This window comes from Nostoc sp. FACHB-892, assembly GCF_014698795.1.
GTDB lineage: Bacteria > Cyanobacteriota > Cyanobacteriia > Cyanobacteriales > Nostocaceae > Nostoc.
Window position 1 is genome coordinate 203751 of sequence record NZ_JACJTR010000009.1, and the last position, 21975, is coordinate 225725.

The 21975-nt window shown below is 41.4% G+C and carries 17 protein-coding genes; 8 read left to right on the forward strand and 9 right to left on the reverse strand.

Features of this window, described 5'->3' with window-relative positions; translation table 11 throughout:
* The first annotated feature begins 181 nt into the window (after positions 1 to 181).
* Complete coding sequence (locus H6G96_RS15010; protein ID WP_190912199.1) at positions 182 to 937, forward strand: DUF4142 domain-containing protein; 756 nt, start codon at positions 182 to 184, stop codon at positions 935 to 937.
* A gap of 131 nt (positions 938 to 1068) precedes the next feature.
* Here H6G96_RS15010 and H6G96_RS15015 read toward each other — a convergent pair whose 3' ends face one another.
* From H6G96_RS15015 to H6G96_RS15030, 4 genes are all read right to left on the reverse strand, one after another.
* Complete coding sequence (locus H6G96_RS15015) at positions 1069 to 2088, reverse strand: glycoside hydrolase family 43 protein (RefSeq protein ID WP_190912200.1); 1020 nt, start codon at positions 2086 to 2088, stop codon at positions 1069 to 1071.
* Positions 2089 to 2349: 261 nt separating this feature from the next.
* Complete coding sequence (locus H6G96_RS15020; protein ID WP_190912201.1) at positions 2350 to 2805, reverse strand: hypothetical protein; 456 nt, start codon at positions 2803 to 2805, stop codon at positions 2350 to 2352.
* 301 nt (positions 2806 to 3106) lie between these two features.
* Entirely contained in the window at positions 3107 to 3313 is a 207-nt protein-coding gene (locus H6G96_RS15025; RefSeq protein WP_190912202.1) for a hypothetical protein, read from the reverse strand.
* Positions 3314 to 3542: 229 nt separating this feature from the next.
* Entirely contained in the window at positions 3543 to 4352 is an 810-nt protein-coding gene (locus H6G96_RS15030) for a phytanoyl-CoA dioxygenase family protein (protein WP_190912203.1), read from the reverse strand.
* A 942-nt stretch (positions 4353 to 5294) separates the two neighbouring features.
* On the opposite strand from H6G96_RS15030, the gene H6G96_RS15035 reads away from it, so the two are divergent.
* From H6G96_RS15035 to H6G96_RS15045, 3 genes are all read left to right on the forward strand, one after another.
* On the forward strand, positions 5295 to 7154 hold the full coding sequence (locus tag H6G96_RS15035) for a glycoside hydrolase family 2 TIM barrel-domain containing protein (RefSeq protein ID WP_190912204.1): 1860 nt from the start codon (positions 5295 to 5297) through the stop codon (positions 7152 to 7154).
* On the forward strand, positions 7133 to 8233 hold the full coding sequence (gene galT / locus H6G96_RS15040) for a galactose-1-phosphate uridylyltransferase (RefSeq protein ID WP_190912205.1): 1101 nt from the start codon (positions 7133 to 7135) through the stop codon (positions 8231 to 8233). The genes H6G96_RS15035 and galT overlap by 22 nt, the downstream gene beginning before the upstream one ends.
* A 1090-nt stretch (positions 8234 to 9323) precedes the next feature.
* The gene (locus H6G96_RS15045) at positions 9324 to 9728 is read left to right on the forward strand and encodes a response regulator (RefSeq protein ID WP_190912250.1); all 405 of its coding nucleotides are present in this window, start codon (positions 9324 to 9326) and stop codon (positions 9726 to 9728) included.
* A 234-nt stretch (positions 9729 to 9962) separates the two neighbouring features.
* On the opposite strand, the gene H6G96_RS15050 is transcribed toward H6G96_RS15045, so the two are convergent.
* The 5 genes from H6G96_RS15050 to H6G96_RS15070 all read right to left on the reverse strand — a co-directional run bounded on the left by H6G96_RS15050 (position 9963) and on the right by H6G96_RS15070 (position 14533).
* Entirely contained in the window at positions 9963 to 10742 is a 780-nt protein-coding gene (locus H6G96_RS15050; RefSeq protein WP_190912206.1) for a hypothetical protein, read from the reverse strand.
* A gap of 112 nt (positions 10743 to 10854) precedes the next feature.
* Positions 10855 to 11124, reverse strand: a complete 270-nt coding sequence (locus tag H6G96_RS15055; RefSeq protein WP_190727349.1) for a DUF2171 domain-containing protein — start codon at positions 11122 to 11124, stop codon at positions 10855 to 10857.
* 321 nt (positions 11125 to 11445) lie between these two features.
* Positions 11446 to 11970 (reverse strand): DUF2085 domain-containing protein, encoded by a 525-nt coding sequence (locus H6G96_RS15060; protein WP_190912207.1) that lies wholly within the window; start codon positions 11968 to 11970, stop codon positions 11446 to 11448.
* 43 nt (positions 11971 to 12013) lie between these two features.
* A complete protein-coding gene (locus H6G96_RS15065; RefSeq protein WP_190912208.1) occupies positions 12014 to 14125 on the reverse strand; it encodes a TIGR00300 family protein in 2112 nt (703 codons plus the stop codon).
* A 141-nt stretch (positions 14126 to 14266) separates the two neighbouring features.
* Complete coding sequence (locus tag H6G96_RS15070; RefSeq protein ID WP_190912209.1) at positions 14267 to 14533, reverse strand: hypothetical protein; 267 nt, start codon at positions 14531 to 14533, stop codon at positions 14267 to 14269.
* A gap of 809 nt (positions 14534 to 15342) precedes the next feature.
* Here H6G96_RS15070 and H6G96_RS15075 point away from each other — a divergent pair.
* From H6G96_RS15075 to H6G96_RS15090, 4 genes are all read left to right on the forward strand, one after another.
* Positions 15343 to 16926, forward strand: a complete 1584-nt coding sequence (locus H6G96_RS15075; RefSeq protein WP_190912210.1) for a glycosyltransferase family 39 protein — start codon at positions 15343 to 15345, stop codon at positions 16924 to 16926.
* 183 nt (positions 16927 to 17109) lie between these two features.
* Positions 17110 to 21039 (forward strand): DUF2157 domain-containing protein, encoded by a 3930-nt coding sequence (locus H6G96_RS15080; protein ID WP_190912211.1) that lies wholly within the window; start codon positions 17110 to 17112, stop codon positions 21037 to 21039.
* A 216-nt stretch (positions 21040 to 21255) separates the two neighbouring features.
* The gene (locus H6G96_RS15085) at positions 21256 to 21474 is read left to right on the forward strand and encodes a type II toxin-antitoxin system HigB family toxin (protein ID WP_347242236.1); all 219 of its coding nucleotides are present in this window, start codon (positions 21256 to 21258) and stop codon (positions 21472 to 21474) included.
* Positions 21462 to 21872: a transcriptional regulator gene (locus H6G96_RS15090; RefSeq protein ID WP_190912212.1), complete on the forward strand. Its 411-nt coding sequence runs from the start codon at positions 21462 to 21464 to the stop codon at positions 21870 to 21872. The genes H6G96_RS15085 and H6G96_RS15090 overlap by 13 nt, the downstream gene beginning before the upstream one ends.
* Positions 21873 to 21975: the final 103 nt, after the last annotated feature.

Consider the following 21975-nt stretch of genomic DNA (forward strand, 5'->3'; position numbering starts at 1 on the left):
GGTTTTAAACACACCTCAAGAAAGATGGATATTTATCGCAAGGAGAAGACTATTGGAGATAGTGTACTTTTCCAGACATATCAAGTTATTTGCAAGCTCATTAATCTTGCCAAAAAAACTTTGAGCAAATGATCTAATGGAAATACACGTCGGTTGAGCCAAGCTTTCTTAGGAATTGATCATGATTAAACGAACCTTAGTTACTATTGCTCTCCTTGCAATCGGATTTTTTGTCTCATTGGGATACTCAGCATTACTTCCAAATAGTGAGTTTGTGAACGCTCAAACAAATCGAACAACCCCAACCCCAACCCAAAATACCCAAGTTAACGAGGTTGATCGACAATTCTTTATAGATGCAGGTCAAGCAGGCTTAGGTAACATCGCGCTGGGGCAATTAGCATTGCAGCGTTCGACTAATCCTCAAGTTAAACAATTTGCCACAGCAGAGATTCAAGAACAAACACAGGTGAAAAATGACTTGACAAGGATTGGTTCACGATTGGGTGTAACTCCTCCCACCACTCCTGCGCCAAAATTTCAAGCATCACTGGCGCGACTGTCTCAGTTAGAGGGCGATCGCTTTGAGCAAGCGTATATGGATGAGGGTGGTGTAAATGCTCATCTAGAGAACGCAGCCCTTTTCCAACGTGAAGCGGCGCTTGGACAAAACCCCGACCTTGTAGCAGTAGCGAATCGAGGATTACCAACCATCAGGAAGCACTTTAACACTGCTAGCGCCATCACAAAATATCAATTTGGCCAGGTTGCGCGGAGATATAATAATCTGCCTAATAATTCTGGTGTATCAGCCCCTCAAGGTAATACTTCCCCTACAGCAGGAAGCGATAGCCTACCTGAGAATAATCCTTCACCTACAGGAGGAGGCACTAAGATACCTCAAGGTAATACTGCACCTGCAAAAACCGATAGGTAAAATCTTCTCACATTAGCGATCCCTTATACCATTTCACTTTAAGAATGATCCAAATACGCTGGTAGGGTATGGCAATGCCATGCCCCTACCGTGTAGTCTATTTACCTGAAAACTGTTGTAATCGTTGGAAATCAAATTGATTTGGAGGCGATCGCCTGTGGTGTCCAGGTGGGGCCTTCGCAATATGGCCCATCTGCCGACCAAATGAGTTTATCCAAGCACATTCGCCGCGCATCCATGTTTACATCCCAGGCATGGTAGACAATGTACTCAGTCTGACCATCGGGGCCTACAACGATTGAGTTATGTCCAGGGCCTTTGACACGATCAAGAAGCGATGGCTCCGCCAACGCCAGGGGCGAACGCAATACCCGCGGACCCGTTTCGTTACCCACATCAGAGTAAGGCCCCATAACACTATCGGCAACTCCATAATCTACACCGTAGTCTTCAGTTTCCCAGCGCCCACCACTATAAAAGCAATAATATCGACCTCCATGTTTACGGACACAGGGCCCTTCTAAGGTATGCCAATCAAAATGTTCACCATACATTAAGCGGTTGGCTAAAAATCGTTGCCAATCGGAACGCGCCCGTAAGACGACTTTCCCGACACCGCAGAGTTTGGTCATATCTTGGAGCCGATCTACAAAAAGGGCAGTACCAGCCCGCACGCCGCCCTCAGTGTCTAAAAAATCACGAGCATAAAATAGATACCACTGCCCATCGTCATCACGGAATGCGTGGGGGTCGATGGCGAAGGAGCAAGACTTCGGGTCTACAAGTGGTTCACCAACATCTTTATATGGTCCCAAAGGATTATCGCTCGTGGCAACACGTAACTGATGATTTTTATCCCCGTGTCCTACAGAGTAGTAGAGGTAAAACTTGCCGTTGCAATAAGCAACTTCAGGGGCCCAAAAATTATCGCCAAGGGAAGGGTCTGGCCGCAACAGTGCGTTATCTACAAAATCCCAATTCACGAAATCAAACGATCGTAATAGAGGGAAGACACGTAGTTTTGCGATTTCGTCTACTGTTCCTTCCGCTTCGGCTGCACCAGTGCCGATCGCATAGTATACACCCTCAAATTCCCAAACAAAAGGATCGGCAAAATAGCCTTTGTAGACTGGATTGGTATAAGTTAACATCTCGGCACTCGCTATAGCGTGTTAACTCAAATTTTGAAGAAGTGCGATCGTAAAAACAACTATCTTTATGCTGGTTCGCACCCTTGAATTGTCCGACATAGCTGAATTTCGGTATTAAGCCGTTTCAGGCGCTTGGCATAACCTTGATTTATTCGCAACATGAGCGATCGCTAAGTGCTAAATATGGCTGAAACACCCAAATTCTATACAATAGTACTTATGTACCATGTGTTAGCCCTACTATTTGCTTATATAGTTTTATTAGCCTCTGTCTGGAAATACATCTTCTCCAAATCCTGATGATAGCCAAGCTATATGTTCTTGACCTTCTATAGCTAAAATTATCATGTCTTTTTCCATTTCTATTTGAGTTTTTTGCCTTATTAATTGCTCTAAATGATATGGATTAGATATAACTTCTTGATAATATGTTTCACATTTTTCAAATGCGTCTTTTAAATTTCCTCCAGTTCCTTCGATATCTAGAGGTTCATAGAAATTATCAACCGTTAATAACTTTACAACTGTCCACTTTATGTGTACGGATGAGTAAGGTTGTGAATTAACTTCAAGTAGAAATTTTTTATCTTTTGAGCTACAAGAGAGTGTAGAGTTTGATGAGTCTAATAAACCGAAACCAAAGCCTCCCTTTTTGAAATTAAAACTTGCACTTTCTAAAGAAACTTTTTTGTCAAATTTCTGAGAAGCTTTTATCATTTGATTTTTTGTTAAAGGAATATTTAATTTTACTATTTATGAATTTTTTTTGATGAACTAGTAAAATTACTTATCCTTTTTTGCCGAAAATTAATATCAGCTTCTGGCAAGGTATTACCAAATCCTGTTATTGCAGTATTAAACATACTTGATAGCTGATTACTTTTTAGTGGAAATAAAAATACTGCCCACTCTTTTCCGTTGCGAATATCTCGACATAATACATATTTTTTTAAAACATAAACTTTTGATTCATTAAATAAATTCAAGTGATAAGGAAATGAGCAAAAATAACAGTATTCTATGTTATAATTTCTAGCTGAAATCTTATTAATCTATCATTTTTATCAGGTATTACCCCTGAATCACGAGCAAATGCTCTTCCCGAATCTACGAGAATATTCGGGTCATAAATATTACAGTAAGTAATAAATTGATTGAGATTTTCCAACTCTGGTTCTTCAAAATTTTCTTCTTCTTTTGGCAATTGATTTATCTTGATTGGCATTTATCTTTACCTGTTTTCCCGATAGCACTACTATTACTGAGATTTTTATAATCTGCAAGCCCTGACCTGGCAATACGCCTGAGCCAAAATACCAAAATTGGGTTAAAACATCATTTTTTATAGTACAAATGTTAACCTTGAAAGGGCTAGTTCTAGAGTTATGTGTAGGCGGTGCGTTAGGCTTAACGCCGTAACGCACCCTACTGGATAATTTCTTTTTTGCAGGTTCCTAATACTTAAAATTCACGTAAGTTTCAACCTTCTCTTTTGGCAACTGTTCCACCACCTGACACCGAATCATCTGCCTTAAATTCTCTGGCAGGCTCTCATAATAGTCCCGTTGGAGAGTTAAATCCACCTTCGGCGTATGCAACCAATGCATAGCATAGCCCATAACTACCATCGGTCTTGGCTGGTTAGTCCGATTTGGTGAACCCCGGTGCAGCGCCAAAGGTGTCCGAATCATCGCATCCCCTAGCTGCATCTGAAAAGATTCCATCGGAATTTCACCAGTGGCAATTTTCTTTAGTCCCTCTTCACGCGGCAAAATATGCGTACCACGCGCCATCTGGAACGGCCCGTTTTCTGCCGTTACTTCCACAAGTGGGAAGTTAACCGCTAGGGCGTAGAGTGGCGTTACTATTTGGTCGGAGAACAAAGGGCGATAGTCCCGATGGATTTCTTGATAATCCGAACCTTGCACTGGGAGATCAACTCCCATCTGAACCATCACATATTCCTGAAAAAATACTCGCTCCAGCACACCCATAATCACCGGATTAGCGAAAACTTCTACGTTGGCAAAGGGGGAAACCCAAGGCAACGTTAGATAGTAACGCGCAATTTCACGAGGAGCCAGTCCACCCGGTTGATTTTGGCGCTCTCGGAATAAATTTTCAAAAGCTTTTGCCCATTCGCTAATCAATTCTTTATCAAAAAGACCGGGAATCACACAAATTCCGTCTCGATTCAGGTCTTCGGCAAATCGGTTTAGGTCAGTAACTGTATATTTATTTACTCTACCTATACTTTGAACCATTTTTTTATCCTCGCCAATTCCTCATGTTAAAGTCGAATTTAAATCGGACTCTCAATAGCAGTTTTTGCAATTGTTCGTCGATAATAACGCACCATTTCTGGAATTGACTTAACAGTTTTTGTAGATTTAGGTTATCCAAATCTCTTTATAGATAAGGCTTTATGTTGATTAGTTTCTAGGGTTTTCCGGTCGTGAGGTAAGGTGCTGAATCGGAAATACAGCAATGGTTCTTAAGCTAGTTCACAGCCCAAATTGTGATACTATAAGTGTAGTAAGAGGTGATAAAACTACTGAAGGCAAAAATTGCTGCCTTTGCTGCCAAGATGGGAGTTTTCGCCGTAAATTCATACCATGACTGCTGAAAATTAGCTACAACTCCGTAATGCAGAAATTAAAATAATTTATAATACTTAATTAAGTTTTGTAACGGAGATTTAGCGCTAAACGGGAGCGGAAGTTTCCTTCTATGTTTCTATGTGGATTGTGCATGACACACCCCGCCACTTGTGAGTTGATCTTGACTTAAACCCCCTGAATTAGTTAAAAAAAAATTCCAGTGTTATGGGGCAATAGAGTAACTTGCAAAACCGAATTCAGCATAACTGTTGTGGGGTGGGCGTTTTGCCGCCCAGTAGATGCAATTAAAATATGGAACAGCTTACCTAATTTTTTCCTGCCGACTTGGCAAATATTTACAATATGTGTGCCATAATGTCACGAGTTAATAGTCTATACCTAATTTTGTAGCTCCCATACGAGGGCGCTGGATGTATTTTATGTTTACTATTAAGCGATAAATAGCGTTCTGTAAATACAGGTAAAAGTTATATAGATTACAGATAAAGGAGTAAAAAACTCCTGGAATGTCTCAAAACAGACTAGTTTAGTCTAAACCGAAGCCACAGAAAATTTGTTCTATTGTAGTTACATTAAGAGGTTTTAATGAAGTTGTTGGATATACAAAAGCGTAAGGTAGACCTACCCTCTAATACAGATAATCAAAGGGTTTCTAGCTTTCCAGAAGCTGGGTATCCACGTCCACAGTTACAGCGATCGCACTGGCTAAATTTAAACGGTGAGTGGAAGTTCGCTTTTGACGATGAAGGGCGATGTGTTCAACCAGGCGATATCCAGGAGTGGAGTCATTATATACAAGTTCCCTTCGCTCCCGAATCTACCAAAAGTGGTATTGGTGATACAGGTTTTCATCCAAACTGCTGGTATGAGCGAGAATTTGAAACGCCTGAAGGTGACGGCAGATTATTACTGCACTTTGGGGCTGTGGATTACCGCGCCCGTGTTTGGGTGAATGGTCAATACATGATAGAGCATGAAGGGGGACATACTCCTTTCACGCTGGATATTACCACAGTTTTGAATGACACTGGCATAACTAAAGTAACAGTCTGGGCGCAGGATGATCCTGGTGACCTTGCCAAGCCTAGAGGAAAGCAGGATTGGCAATTGGAACCGCATAGTATTTGGTATCCTCGCACCAGTGGTATTTGGCAAACAGTTTGGATTGAGCGTGTAGGTAGAACTTACATCGATAGTATTCGCTGGAGTCCCGATTTCGAGCGGTGGGAAGTTGGTTGTTATGCTGCGATCGCAGGTGATGCCCCTGCTGGTATCCAAATCAAGGTAAAACTGAGCATTGGCAATACCGTGCTGGCAAACGATACATACGAAGTGTTTAACGGAGAAATTGGCCGTCGCATTTCCCTTTCCGATCCAGGTATCGACGACTACCGCAACGAATTGCTGTGGAGTCCAGAAAAGCCCACCCTAATGGATGCCCACGTTGAACTTTGGTATAATAATCAACTCTTGGATGAAGCCAAATCCTATACAGCAATGCGGACTGTAGGGATACAGCGCGATCGCTTTATGCTCAATGGTCGTCCTTATTATTTGCGCTTAGTTCTGGATCAAGGCTACTGGCCCGATTCGCTAATGACAGCACCCGACGATGGAGCATTGCGGCGCGATGTGGAACTTACCAAAGCAATGGGTTTTAACGGAGTCCGTAAGCACCAGAAAATTGAAGACCCGCGATTTTTATATTGGGCAGATAAGCTGGGGTTGTTAGTATGGGAGGAGATGCCCAGTGCATATCGTTTCACACCTAAAGCAGTGGAACGCACAACGCGAGAGTGGGCTGAGGTAATTAGGCGGGATATCAGCCACCCCTGTATCGTAGCTTGGGTAACGTTTAATGAATCCTGGGGAGTTCCGAATTTGGTTGAGACTGCGGCTCACCGAAACTATGTTTTGGCAATGTATCACTTAACTAAAACTCTCGACCCAGGCCGCCCAGTAATTGCCAACGATGGCTGGGAAAGTACAGATACAGACATTCTAGCTATTCATGACTACGACACCCACCCACAACGATTAGGTCATCGCTATGGGCCAGAAGTGAAGCTATCAGATTTGTTTGACCGGAAGCGTCCTGGAGGGCGCATCCTGACACTGGATAACTTTCCGCATCAGGGACAGCCAGTGATGCTGACTGAGTTTGGTGGCATTGCCTATGCCCCTGTTGATACCCCCGATTCAGATAAAGCTTGGGGATATGAGCGTTGCTCCAATATTTCTGAGCTAGAAATTAAATACGCTACTCTGCTCGAAACGATTAATGATATCGAGCTATTTAGCGGATTTTGTTACACCCAATTTACAGATACTTTCCAAGAAGCTAACGGTTTATTATACGCCGATCGCACGCCTAAATTTCCCATTGAGGCGATCCGCGCTGCGACCCTTTCAGGACAAGGATTATGTACTCCCACAAGCTGTTAAAGCCGGATGGTCGCCCACTGACCTTATACAGTCGATATCCGATTGCCGAGAATATCATCGCCACTAGCCCTAGTAATGAACCAGTGCAGGCAAATCCCCACCTGCGCTGGCATCCTTTACGCGGCGAATGGGTTGCTTATGCTTCTCACCGTCAAGGGCGGACTTTCATGCCGCCCCCGGAATATAACCCCCTTGCACCCACTACTAAACCGGAGTTTCCTACAGAACTACCCCCAGGTAAGTATGATGTGGCGGTGTTTGATAATCGCTTTCCCTCAATGGCTCAAACGGCACACGATTCGCCAGAGTGTATTGTGGAAACATTGCCTGCTAATGGGGCGTGTGAAGTGGTGGTTTTTGCTCAAAATGCCCAAGCTTCCCTTAGTTCTTTGGAACTGGAACACCTTGATTTGCTCTTAGAAGTGTGGGGCGATCGCACCCGCGTATTAGGAGCAAACCCCCAAATTCAGTACGTGTTGCCTTTTGAAAACAAGGGTGTAGAGGTGGGCGTGACTTTGCACCATCCCCACGGGCAAATTTACGCCTATCCTTTCGTCCCACCTGTTCCGGCACGGATGCTGTCAATGCAGCAGCAGTATTATCAAGAGCATCAACGGGGTTTACTGCAAGACTTGATTCAAGAGGAGATTGCAGACAATCAACGGATTATCTATCAAGATGAGTATGCGATCGCATTTGTCCCGGTATGCGCTCGTTACCCCTATGAAGTTTGGATTGCTCCTAAAGAGCCAGTTGGCACTTTTATGGATCTTACCCCAGAGCAACGTTGGGGACTTGCTAAGGCGTTAAAAACTGTCACTCTCAAGTATGACGGCTTGTGGAATCGCCCATTTCCTTACTTGATGGCTTGGTTCCAAGCACCGACTGACGGTTTACCCCATCCAGAAGCGCATTTACACGCTGAGTTTTTTCCACCATACCGGACAAGCGAAAGGCTAAAGTATCTGGCGGGAACCGAACTTGCAGCAGGGATGTTTGCCAATGATGCTTTACCAGAAGAGAAAGCTAAAGAGCTACAAGCTGTGATAGTAAATATTGAAGAACCGATTTCGGCATAACAAAGTTTGAAACTGGAACTTAATTTATTTCTGTTTGTCCGCCTCTTGAATTAGTTCATCAAAAAATTGTTTTAACCGTTCCTTCTAATTAGGGACGGTTTTAACTTTTTTGTAATCCCATTTCACTTTAATAATAATGATACAAACACGTTGGTAGGGGCACAGCAATGCCCATAGGTGTCAACTTAAGAAGATTTTGCCCAAATTTGTTGGGTGTAAGCGTCAATCGATGGCACTTACGCCTTGTTTTGAGTAATCCAAACAGCTTTTTAGAGATACTAAAAAAGATGCCAAAATTTTTACAGACTCATGAATTGTTTTCTTATAGCAGCCCCAAATCACTTGTAAAATATAAATCAACCGCAGAGGTGTAGAAAAAGCAGAGAGAGGAATCGGAGATTTTCACAGATCATTTCAGATTGCTATATCTATAAATAATACCAAGTAATAAGCTGTTACGCATTTAATTTGAACATTTACATGAAGGTTGATGACTGATAACCGTTAACCGTCAACAGTTAACAACCGTAAAGAGTGTTTATACAATTTAGGTGCGTATCAGCTTATGGTTTAATATATAGAACTAGCTATGCAAAGATTTTTAAATACCGAATCCGAACCATAATCATAACACTAATAGTTATAGAGAATGAGTCAAAATTATCTATCATCATTTAGTTAGAAGCTTGATATTAGTAAATAAATATATGTGAATAAAATTTTTATTTGTTTATGGGTAAAAACAATATTCAATCTATTTAAAATTCAACATTTGTTTAAAACGATTTCACGATTATAATTAGAATAATCATAATTAAAATAAATTGTTTTCTAGCAGTGCTTCTAGAATAAAAATAATAAATATAAATTATACCTACCATTTGGAGGATTCTTTGTTTTAAATTAGATGTACGTTTAGATACAATAAATTGTTAAAATTGATTAGAAGTCGTCTTCTGTTTGTTTTACTATTGATTATATATTTCTGACTTTTCACGGCATCTGAAAAAATTCATTTTGAGGGTTTCTCAAGCCCTAATTTTTTCATTAGCGGGTAAAAGTCGCAGAAAGTTAGAATAAAATGTCATTTATGGAAGCTTCTGGAACTCTTGCTGGTTTAGATATTCTGGTAGTTGAGGATGATGATGATACTCGCTTCTTCATCACTACTGTGTTGGAAATGGATGGAGCAAAAGTTACCGCAGTGATATCAGCAGATGCGGCACGCAAAGTATTGTCCGAATCGCAACCCGATGTTTTAATTTCTGATATCGGGTTGCCTGGGGAGGATGGCTATACTCTCATCCGCAAAATTCGTGCGCTCAAACCAAAGAATGGTGGACGAGTCCCGGCTATTGCTTTAACAGCCTTTGCTGATAGTGAAGATCGTATCCGTGCCTTAGAAGGTGGCTTTGACACTCATGTATCTAAACCGATTGATCCTGAAGAACTTGTTGAAATAGTGGCTAGTTTAGTTGGTTCTTGTAATTGGTAATTATGAAGCGTCATCGTTCAATTACTTCCTCACTCACCTAAAAAGTCAGACTGATTTGGTACTTGAGTGCTGCATTGTAAGAGTGCCAGTTACGAACTTACTTTGTTGGCTTTGGCTTTCGTGATTTAGGTAAAAGTAACGAAAGAATTAAGTATCATTTACTATTTTTCCCAATTGGTGCAACAACGCCATTTTAAGACAGATAATTTACTATTTTTTTAAAAGTTCTCTAGTTCAATATTTTGCTGAATCCCTAATGTCTCGATGCCATCGTCCATCTTCACCCAGCCCAGGAATTTCATTGATTCCTAAGGTTTTTCTCAAAGCTAAATACGATTTACCTTCTTCTGTAATTTGAAAATAGTTTTTTAAATCTCCTTCTCCCTCTTGTTGAAGTTGTTCAATTCCTTTGCCCACAAAATTATTAATAAATCCCATAGCTCGAAGATGCTTCAGTTCCCGTGCTAAATCATCATCAAATTTAAACTTAAACTCTTTTTGAGAATTAAGCTTAATCAGATGCTTAAGTTCATTACCATCAATTAGATATCTAACTAGAAATTGCAATGTTGCGGATTGTTGCTCTTGAAGCAAGTCAATCCGCTTTTGTTGTCTATTTAGTTCGGCGATTTGCTCATCTTGCAACTTATTGATATCATCCCGAACTTCTTGCTTGAGTCTTCTTAGGGCAATTCCTGTACCTGAAATTGAGATATCATCTATGTTATCTAGCAAACCTGAGTTAAACAGCAAAATCAAACTAAATATAATAACTTCTGTATTTCCAATCCTACGGTTTTCTTGAGGAACTGGGGTAGGAGTAAGTACGATAAAGAGTAAATAGAATAATCCTGTAATAGACGCTATCTTTAGAACCCACCAGTTCATATTTCGCTTAGGCTTTTCTTTGGGTAAGCTAGCGTTGGAGTCTGCTGGTGACAATGGCTGTTCTGAACTACGTTCAGATTGGCCAAAAGCTAGTTTTTTGAGCGTTTCTAGCTCTTTATTAGCCATTTAGGTTCGCTGGTGAGATAGGGGACATAAGATACTGATTTTGGATGCTAGATAGAGAAGCGCTGTCTCTATAGAAGATAATGCAGCGCTATTTTCTCAAAAACTAACAATTTTAAACACCAGCAGGCTGCTCATTGAGCAATTCTTCTATCACTTCATTCACTGTTTTTTTCAGATAAACAGCTCGTTCATCTACTGCCCTTACCCAGTCAATAGGAAACCAGTGGTGTTGTCCATCAGGAGCATTATTCTTTGTCAATTTGATGTATTTACCTCCTTCCACGGAGTCGATATTTCCAATATGGGTGTCAGATGCCCCTGATAAACCGCCTGGGCCTTCTGCATAAACTGGCAGATGTTCTTTAATTTGTGATAAATCCATTTTGTACCTCTTAATTGAATTGGTAAAAAGTCAGACTTGATTACTACTGAGTAGTTTTGTTTGTAAGCAGATAGGTTTTTATTCAATTACATTAGAGAATACGATGCATTCTTAATGATGTGCTTCATTCTACAGACAGATGGTGTTGGGGGTAGAAGGCAGGGGGTCACCATGATGGCTGAAGTTATACCAATTTGAAAAAAGAATGCGACAGATGGGTAAGGGCACAACAATGTTGTGCCCTTACAAATAATTGATGTGTCGCTGCCTTGGAGCAAATAAATTATCCCAAATTATTTACTAAATGCCGGAAAACCTTTACTACAATTCATCCAAGCTGGTTTTAGCACTTCGCCACCCATGCAATATCGGCATAGTAAACAATCCCCACGCCAAACCCGTAATCAACCCAAAAGGCATAACCAAATAATTATTAAAACTCCATAAACCGAAAATCTGTGCTGCCAATTCCAAAGGATAAGCCATCATCAGCACACTAGCGATCGCTGCACCACCTAAACCATACTGACTTAACCAGTAAAATCCCTTACCACCAGTTACCCCATACAGCAGACGAGTAATCAGCAAACCCGTTACAGTGCCGTAGCAGCGCATACATACAGCCATCATAAACGGTGGTGCTAAATCTAACCCCATAGTTGGTTGCGGACACACATGATTACCCATGAAATAAATGATGTCCGCAATACTAGGAAACAAAGACACCCCAGACGCAGCCAGAAAGGGAGCCACTGGTGGGCCAAAAACCATTCCCACCAGCATAAAATCAGCAATCAAACTGACCCAATTAACCTGCAACTCTTCATTAAAAGCTACTCTTGTCATCTCCCTTTCTTTGCGTCCTTTGCGTTCTTTGCGGTTCTTCTCTTTAACCTACCTTATTCACATAAGGACTTGTCAACTTATCTAACTGCTGAATTAACAGACTGAGGAACAATCCCACATCCGTCACTACACCAACAGATTCCACAGAACCGCGATCGCTTAACTTAGTCACTACAGCTGGATTAATATCCACACACACCATCTTCACCCCCGCCGGAGTCATATTCCCCACGCCAATGGAGTGCAGCATCGATGACAGCATCAAAATCATCTCCGCACCTTCTAAGTGTCTAGCATATTCCTCCTGTGCCTGAATCAAATCCATTTGGGTATCAGGCAAAGGCCCATCATCCCGAATCGATCCCGCAAGCACAAAAGGCACATTGTTTTGGACGCACTCATACATCACGCCACTTTTAATTTCCCCCGCTTCCACAGCTTTGGGAATGCTGCCATAACGGCGGATACTATTAATTACCTTGAGGTGATGGCGGTGTCCACCACGAACGGTGACACCCCGCTTCATATCTACACCCAAGGAAGTGCCCATCATATTTTGCTCGATGTCGTGAACTGCGATCGCATTACCACCCAGTAGCGCCTGTACATATCCTTCCCGAATTAGTTGCGCCAAGTGTTCGCCGCCACCAGTGTGAATCACCACTGGCCCAGCCGTGACAACTACCTTACCACCAGCATCGCGGATTTTTCGCAATTCCCAAGCTACTTGCTCAACGACCAATTCCACGCGCCGTTCGCTGGAAACTCCCGCCGACATGAAGCTGAATTCTTGGGTGTTTCGGAGTTCGCGCGATTCAGTTTTGCGGATGGTACGGATACCTAGCACATCTACAATTACCTGTTCGCCAATTTTTAAGTCGCGTAGTATTTTACACCGAGCGACTAAGCCATTGGCAGTTTGGGTAATTGCGATCGCGCCATCCATGCGCTGATTTTCTACCTTCACCCACTGGCCATTAATTCGCACTTCAGTAGGATAAATTGTACTGACGTAGAAATCATCGGGCGCAACACCATCTTGGATTACCGGTTCCAAGATAGCGTCTCGCTCATCATGTGGTAAATCTACTGCACCCAAATCAATCAACATTGAGATGATTTCTTCCATCACCTCATGGGATGGTGCTGATACCTTCACCTCGGCGGCTGAGGTACTTTGCCGTTGTTCTCCCAAGTTGAAATTCAGAACTTGGAAGCTTCCCCCGGCATCTATAATCAAATCCAAGGCTCGGTTAATTAAGCCTGCATCGAGCAAATGTCCTTCCATGCGAATGACGCGGCTTTCTACCGAGACATTGGCATGAATTTCATCTCTAACTGGCTCCGTTACCCGCAAAGTTAAACATTTAGCCGCACCACCAGCTTTCAGAAATTCGGTAAGCGGTGTTTCCAACACTTGAAAACCTACATCCGCAAGGCGGGTTTTCAAAGCATCGCTCGCCTTGTTCATGATGACGATGTGATCTACATTCACCGTATTACAAGCGAAGTTGACTGCATCGGCTTCTTCAATTGCGATCCGTTTTTCTGGTGCGACTCGCATTTCAATTAAGCGGTTGGAGTAAGAATCAAAAGCGCCCGGATAGTACAGCAAATAGCCATTTGCTAGGGGACAAAAACAGGTATCCAGGTGATAGAAACGTTCGTCTATTAATCGTAGGGATAGCACCTCAATATCCAGCCATTTAGCTAGATAAGGGTGAGAATCTAATTCCGAGCGGAAACCGTATCCCGCCCATAACCAGCGTCCTTCTCGATCCAGCAGTGCGTCTCCTGCTCCCTCAAAGGGTAAATCTTTGGGAAGTTCATTCACTGTATAACCATTTGCCTCAAACCATTGTTTGAAGAAAGGCTCCTCTCCCTGACGTTCTTTGTGCAAAAAGCGACTGAGGACGACATTATTCCCCAGTACCAAGCCAGCATTGGCGGTAAAAACCAAATCTGGCCAACCTTTTTCAGGTGGTACTAAGTCTACAATGGCGTGTTGTTTAAGGATCTGGTGTAGTTTTTGCCACTGTTCCACGGCGCGATCGCGCGATGACTTGTGAATATTCCCTTCCATCCAAGGATTAATCACATAGTCCACATCATAGTGGTCAGGAGGGCACATCAAAAAGCGAATACGGGAAGTCATAAAAGTCTTACAAGCGTTTTATATGCTACAAGCTTATTTTGGATGCAGATTTTCGATTTACTAACATTTGGTAAAATCTGCTACTAGAGCTTCTATCTTTTGATAGTTGAAGGCTTTACAAAGGCTTCGTTCTTAATTCTATTACTGGAAGATGGGAATAAGTCGAGAAGGTGACAAAATGGGTCGAATGGCTTTCCTTGGCTGTATCAGTAGTGTTGAGTAAGGCAATCTTCGCAAAGGAGTGCAGGAATTTAAAATACTTGCTCTGGAACAAGGACACGTTATGGTTTGTGTAGTTTCGTACTCAACAAAGATGTTCTTTTCTTGGTAGGCGCGATCGCAACTATAGGAACAATACTGTCGTAGCAGCTTATGTCTTTCATAGCGGCAATCAGCTAAGTAAGCCATGAATCAGAAATACCTGCGGGGGCGATCGCTAGCTTAGTCTACTCGATAAACCAAACTCAGCGTCTTCCGCTTGGTTTCAACAAAGCAGAATAAACGCTCCTGAATTCTGGCTTCTGAATTCTTCTTCAAGAAATCTTTTTGTTTTTAATACAAGTATTTTACATTTAGCTCAATTTATACTATTACGATAAAAAACAAACAAATTGTATTTAGTGTAGGATGTTATTGCCAAGAGCTGCAAATACCTTGAGTCTCATATTATAAGGTACTTTTAACTCAAATATGTATAGACAATTGATCTCATTGTTAAGGTGAAAGAGAACATCTAGATGTTTACTTGCTAGCTTATAACTATTATGCTCAATATAATTTATAGTGAAAGAACGGCGACAAAAAGTACTTTTAAGTTTTATAGGATTAGTATTTTTTTTTAGAAAAAACTCTGTATTACAACTCGACAAGGTTGATTCCCTTCCTACTTCCTGCCTATCGCGCTTGCGCTAGGCTTCTCTTTGCAGAGAGGCTTTGCCACAACGCGAACGCGCACCATGCAAATAAGTATGGCTACGCCACGTCGCGCGAACATAAATTAAAGTGGATTCTTATAGTATGGTTTTAATAAATGAAAATTGGATATCAAACCCTAAATAAATATTTCAATTAAACTAGGTCAAGTAGTTGGTAGCATAGCATATTACAATATCTTTGAGAGTAGTGTCGGAAGCAAAAAAATGCCTCCTAAGAAACGATTCTAGCAATAATACAATTTTGCCACCGTTGATGAAAACTTTGAGTAGATTGAAAATTGTATGAAAAAGCGATTGTTACAAAATTGGGCTATTTCTAAATCATGGTTGCGTTTTTTACTCATTATTATATTAGTAATAGGTGTATTTTTTCGTTTCGTCAATATTGACAAAAAAGTTTATTGGGGCGACGAGGTTTTCTCATCATTACGCATATCTGGCTATATGCAGTCAGAAATGAATCAGCAATTAAGTAATGGTCGTTTGCTCACCATAGAAGATTTGCATAAATATCAGTATCCCAATCCTGACAAAAACGTAGTTGATACAATTAAAGGGGTTATTTTAGAAGACTCACAAATTTTGCCGCTATACCTTGTAATGGCTCGGTTTTGGTTAGAGTGGTTTGGTAATTCTATAGCAGTGGCGAGACTTTTTTCGGCATTTATTAGTCTGCTCACCTTTCCTTTTATTTATTGGCTATGCCTAGAATTATTTGAGTCTTCACTAGTAGGGTGGATGGCTATCGCATTAGTAGCTGTTTCACCTATTCATGTCGTGTATGCACAAGAAGTACGAGGATACAGTTTATGGATAGCAACCATCTTAATATCGAGCGTAGCACTCCTGCGAGCCATGCGCCTTAAAACAAAGGTTAGTTGGTGCATTTATGCAGCAACATTATCAGTCGGGTTTTATACTCATCTATTTTTTACCTTGGTTGTTTTTGCACAGGGAATTTATGTAATTACAATCGAACGCTTCCGATTGAGTAAAACATCGATTTATTATCTAATTTCATCGCTTGCGGGGTTTATCACGTTTGTACCTTGGATTTGGATTATTATTACGAATCCTCAGCCAGAAACAGTAAGTTGGGCAAGTGCTAAACAAACAGTATTTGCGTCAGCTACAAGGTGGGCTGGGATTTTTAGTCGTACATTTATTGATTTAGGTATTAGCCCTAGTGACCCAGGAAGACTTAAGATTGCCTTAATTCCTTTTATTTTAATTATTTTAATTTTAATACTCTACTCAATTTATTTTCTCTGCCGAAGAACCTCTAAGGAAGTTTGGTTATTTGTTTTAACTTTGATTGCATCTGTAGTGCTTCCACTACTGGTAACGGATTTCGTTTTTCAAAAGCGATATGCTACTAGTCGATATACACTTCCTTCAGTTTTAGGTATACAGTTAGCTGTTGCTTACTTATTTAGTACTAAACTCACGTCTATTTATACTACAGTTTGGCAAAAAAAGCTCTGGTCGCTTGTAGCGTTCATGGTATTTCTGAGCGGAATCATCTCTTGTACAATCAGTTCTCAAGCCCAAATGTGGTGGAACAAATTCCCGGAAAACTACCAAGCATTTCCCCAAATTGCTAACATTGTTAGTCAAGCTAATAAACCGCTTGTAATTAGTGATACTAGCATAATTCCATCAATACAAGTTCTTGGTCACTTAGTTGATCCAAAAGTGCGACTTCAAATTGTAGAGAAAAATAAGTTACCAGAGATTACTAATGGCTTCACTGACATATTCTTGTTTAGTCCTTCTGACTTCTTAAAAGCTGGAATTGAGAAAATTTATAACTCAAAGTTACAGCAGATAAACAACTTACTTTGGAAAATAACAAAATCTAACTAAAGAGAAGGTACAGGCGCATGAGTAAAAGTTCGTGAGTAATTAATTTTACATTCCGTAACATAGTTTTATATCCCTCGTAGATTAAAAATTAATTTCAATTACCCTCATAAGTGGCACAATTGCAGCCAAAATATACTTTAATGAAAATCATAATTAAAGTATATAGTTATACTGCTGTCGCTTATGTCATCGCCTCTTGAGCGTCCACTAAAATTTGAAATAAAGCTGCCATCTTCCCATCCTCATTTATTAGAAGGACTAGATATATGGCTGCGCTTAGGTTTGATATCCGATAACCAAGTTAGGCAGCTATGCCGAGAGTTTCTGGTGTGTACGGTGGTATTGCAACCCCAGCCTCAAGCTGAAACAAAGGTAGCGTTTGTAACTTCCGATCCTGTACAGCAGTTACCCGTAGCAGCTTTACAATCTAATAGGCGTAGACAACCGCAACAAGAACTACCAGTTAAACCCAACTTTATCAGCACAATGTTGCAGTCATTAGGGGCAGAATTGAGTGTCCGTTGGCTGCTTTTTCTAGGGGTATTCCTAGTAGTGGTGTCTTCTGGGGTACTAGCTGCGAGTCAGTGGGAAAGGTTTCCTGCTTCTGGACAATACGGAGTTTTATTTGCTTATACTTTGAGTTTTTGGGGTTTAAGCTTTTGGGCAACTAGGCAAAACAATCTCAGATTGACGGCTCAAACTTTGTTGATTGTCACGCTTTTGTTAGTCCCAGTGAACTTTTGGGCAATGGATAGCTTTCGATTGTGGCAAAATCCTGTGGATTGGATTGTAGTTGCGATCGCCTGGCCAACCCTGACTGCTATAACTGTTTTACTCTACAAAAATCGGACTATTTTTCCTAATTTATATAATAGAGCGAAATTACCTTTAGCAAATATTCTGGGGCTGAGTTATCTGCATTGGGGTTGGCAATTTCCAGGATTTCCCTTGATTGCCGTTTATTTAGCAATGCTCGGCACAACTATTATTACGGTTTATCACAATCTTTTCCAACACCCTAATCCTATCAGCGAAGAAGATAGGCGCAATCGCCAAAGGTTAAGTATTAGCTTATCTGCAATTGTAATTATTTATGCTTTAATAGTGCTACTAGTGCGGGCAATTTTTGTTGTCCATGTAGATGTAACGCAGTTGGGGTTAGCTATTGGTATTTGTGGATGGCTAGTAACTTGGTTGGCACAGGGGGCGGAAAGAGCAGGGGAGGCAGGGGGAGCAAAAGTAATATTCTCCTCATCTCCCTCATCCCTCTTACTCTGGGAAAGACTTGGCGGCATTCTACTCTTCCTGGGTTGGCTGGTTTCGGTAGTAAATTATCCTTGGCAAGCAATTGTTGTCAGTGGTTTGGGTTTGTGGTTTGTGGGAACCCGCTTGCGGCGATACAGTTTCAAGGCTGACTTCGCAGCAGTTTTCGCCATTGGCTTACAGACGATTTGGCTATTTTGGCGATTATTACCTGATAGCTTACAGAAATTAGCGATCGCAACTGGTACTCAACTCACTAATTCTCAAAATGAACCTTGGGCGTTGCTGAGTGTGGCGTTGTTTCCCTACGTAATTTTAATGGTGGCGCTCACAGATAGCCTGCATCGTAGCCAAAAGCGAGAATTGGCTAAATTTGGTGAACTGCTCACCCTCTTATTTGGAACTTTTTTAACAACGTTAGCTTTAGTAAATCCTATATTGCGATCGCTAAATCTGCTACTTTCCACAATTACTCTCGCATTCGTCACTCAACGCCGTCCCCCCTTATCCCTTCCCCTGGTATATCTAACTCACATCATGGGGGTGCTGACATTTTGCTCTACGATTAATTGGCTAGCACCAACCCTAAGTCAACAAGTCTGGGCAAGTATTTTGTTAGCTCTGATGGTTGCAGAATGGCGATTCAGCGTCGAAGAAGGATTATGGCAACGTAGTGCATGGGATATTGGTTTAGGACTCGCCGCCGCTAGTTTTTTCCTATTGTGGATGAATGCAGAATCATCTTGGTATGGTGTAGCTGATAGCCAAGCTCATTGGGGAGCTTTATGGCTAGTTACGCCTATAGCTCTCACGGGTGTTGCCAATTGCACAATAATTCAACGGCGGACTACTACCCGTTACTTAAGTATCTTAGCTGTGGGAGTTGCCCAGTTACTCACCTTACAACTACCAGAAACCAGATTAATCGGTTTGGCAATAGGTACGGGATTGATGTTCGCAAATACGCGCTATTTACGAAACCAAGTATCTGCGGTAATTACAGAAGGATTTGCTTTAAGTTTCATTGGGGCGTTGTTGTGGGTAGGTGTGCCTGGTTTACCTCGCCTGGCGCTAGGAGGTTGGTTAGTCGTAGGAGCGATCGCAATCCTAAGTCTATGGTTAGCGCGGACAGTTTTGAACAGACGCGGTAATGCATTAGGAGTTATATATGCAGACGCTAGTGATAAATGGGCGATCGCCTTGTGTGGTTTTGAGTTGTTTGGTTTAACGGTACACTCAATACTGATTTACTCAGGGTTTATTACTTCAGGATTTTTGTACTTAGTTGCCACTGTAATCACCTTGGCAGCCATTGTTTATCGCAGTTGGCGACAACCGACAAATTGGGCATTTTATGGCATCGGTTGGTGTTTAGAATTGTTAACTGCCCAGGTGTTGGGATTTGGGGAACGCTCAATTGTTAAAGTTGCAATTGCAAATATTGCCTTGGGTTTAATTGCTCAACTTGTCGGAGAGTGGTGGCGACGACGACATCAATTAGAAAGGCTTCCTAGCAGCTTTCACATTTTGCCATTAATTTATGGCCTATTCAGTGTATTGCTGCGTGTAAACACCTTCACCGAGTGGACTGGTTTATATTCCTTGGGTGTAGCTTTAATTATCATTGGCGTGGGGCGACGGCGTGAGAGTTTTAAACCCCTGCTTTACTTAGGTATCATTGGCGTATCAATTTCTGCATACGAACTTTTGTTCTATCAAATGTTACAAGTTTCAGGGGGAGCATTAGGTGATGGATTGATTGCCATGTCTGCCCTTGGCGCTAGTATCATGTATGCTTATCGCATCTTATCGCCTTGGCTGGTAAGTTACTTACGCTTGACTCCCCAAGAATTGAAAGGAATTGCCCATGTTCATTGGGCTTGGAGTAGCTGTTTATTAATGGCTGCCATTCCTCTCCCCATTGGAGTTAACCGTTTAGTGGGATTGGGAACTGGAGTATTTTTGATTCGTTATGCCATCTTTCAGGGACGAAATTCGCAAACTTCCCCCAGCATTTTCGGAGGAATCACAATAGCCGAAATGTGGGTTTACCTTGGCTTATTAGAGGTAGCCGCCATGAGAGTTTATTGGCGCGAGACAGCAGTAGGAAGATTTTGGGCTGGGCCGTTAGTTCCTTGGAACGGTGCGATCGCTTGTGTGGTAGCCTATTTTCTATACATTCTACCTTGGGAAAGTTGGGGTTGGTCTAAAAGACCTTGGCAGCAAGCCGCCTACATCATACCACTAATAATTTTATGGGAAACCAGACTGCAAACTTACCCCATTACCTTGATAATCGCAGCTGGGTTTTACATTTTCCTCGCAAAGGTGGGCGAAAACATTCGTTTTACCTATGTCAGTGTGGCGTTGATTAATTGGGCGCTTTACCGTTGGTTTGATTCCTTACGCCTGACTGATGCTTTGTGGTATGTAACACCCATTGGGTTATCACTGCTTTATATTGCTCAAGTAGATTTTCAACTGAAGCTACCAGAGTATAAAGGCGCTCGTCATCTTGTTAGATTGCTAGGTAGTGGTTTAATTTGTGGGTGGGCAATTTTATTTAATCAGAATACACCTTGGATACCAGGAATTTTCAGCCTCATCGCCATTTTTGCCGGATTAGCTTTGCGAGTGCGGGCTTTTCTCTATATTGGTACAGCCACTTTTTTAACCACTACAATCTATCAATCAGTCATTTTTAGCTTGCAGTACTCCTTTTTAAAATGGGTTGTTGGCTTGCTAGTTGGCATTCTCCTGATTTACATCGCCGCCAATTTTGAAACCCGTCGCGCTCAAATAACTTCCTTAATTCGCAGCGCCATTGATGAATTTCAATCGTGGGAATAGAGTACCGCAAGGCGGAAGTCAAAAGTCAAAAGTCAAAAGTAAAAAGGCTTCACCCCGGAAGCTTCGCCAGCCAGGTAGTGCAATCGGAACTTTAACGATCGCACTATAATAAGATTCGCTATAATAGCCTGAGCAATCCAGCGAATCATGCACGTTATTTCTCGTAAAACATTACGTCAATTTTAGGAAAAGTATCCTGATAGTGAAACTGCGCTGATTCGTTGGTTTAAACTCATGAACTCGGCAAAATTTCAGACTTTTGAGGAATTAGGCTCGGTTTTTCCTAGTGCCGATCTTGTAGGCAATTTAATTGTGTTTAATATTGGTGGCAATAAATATCGATTAATTACTTCAATTCACTTTAATCGTCAAAAAGTTTATATCCGTGATATCTTGACCCATTCAGAATACAACAAAGACCAATGGAAAACTTAAGCACACTTCACCCAGATATTAATACCCATTGGAGCGCGATCGCACCCCTGCTTACGATTGGCAATGAGCAAGAGTATAACCAAGCGATCGAACGATTAAATGATTTAATTGATGAAATTGGCACAAATGAACAGCATCCTCTTTATAATTTTCTTGATACTTTAGGGACGCTGATTGGGGTTTATGAGGCAGAGCATTATTCTATCCCTAATTGTAGCGGGAGTGATGTATTGGCTTATTTAATAGAGGAACATGGACTAAGTTTCTCAGATTTGACTGAAATTGGTACATCGGAAACAATAGAAGCTATTTTAAACAAAGATCAAGCCTTAACGCTGAGTCAAATTCAATATTTAGCACAACGTTTTAAGGTTCAAGCACAAGTATTTCTAGATTAAAATCAATAAACGTAATTGCAAATTGCGTTAGCGTAGCGGACTCACTAACGCTACGCTAACGCAATTAAAAAACTTAGAGATACTTGCCTTTGAGGGTTTACAT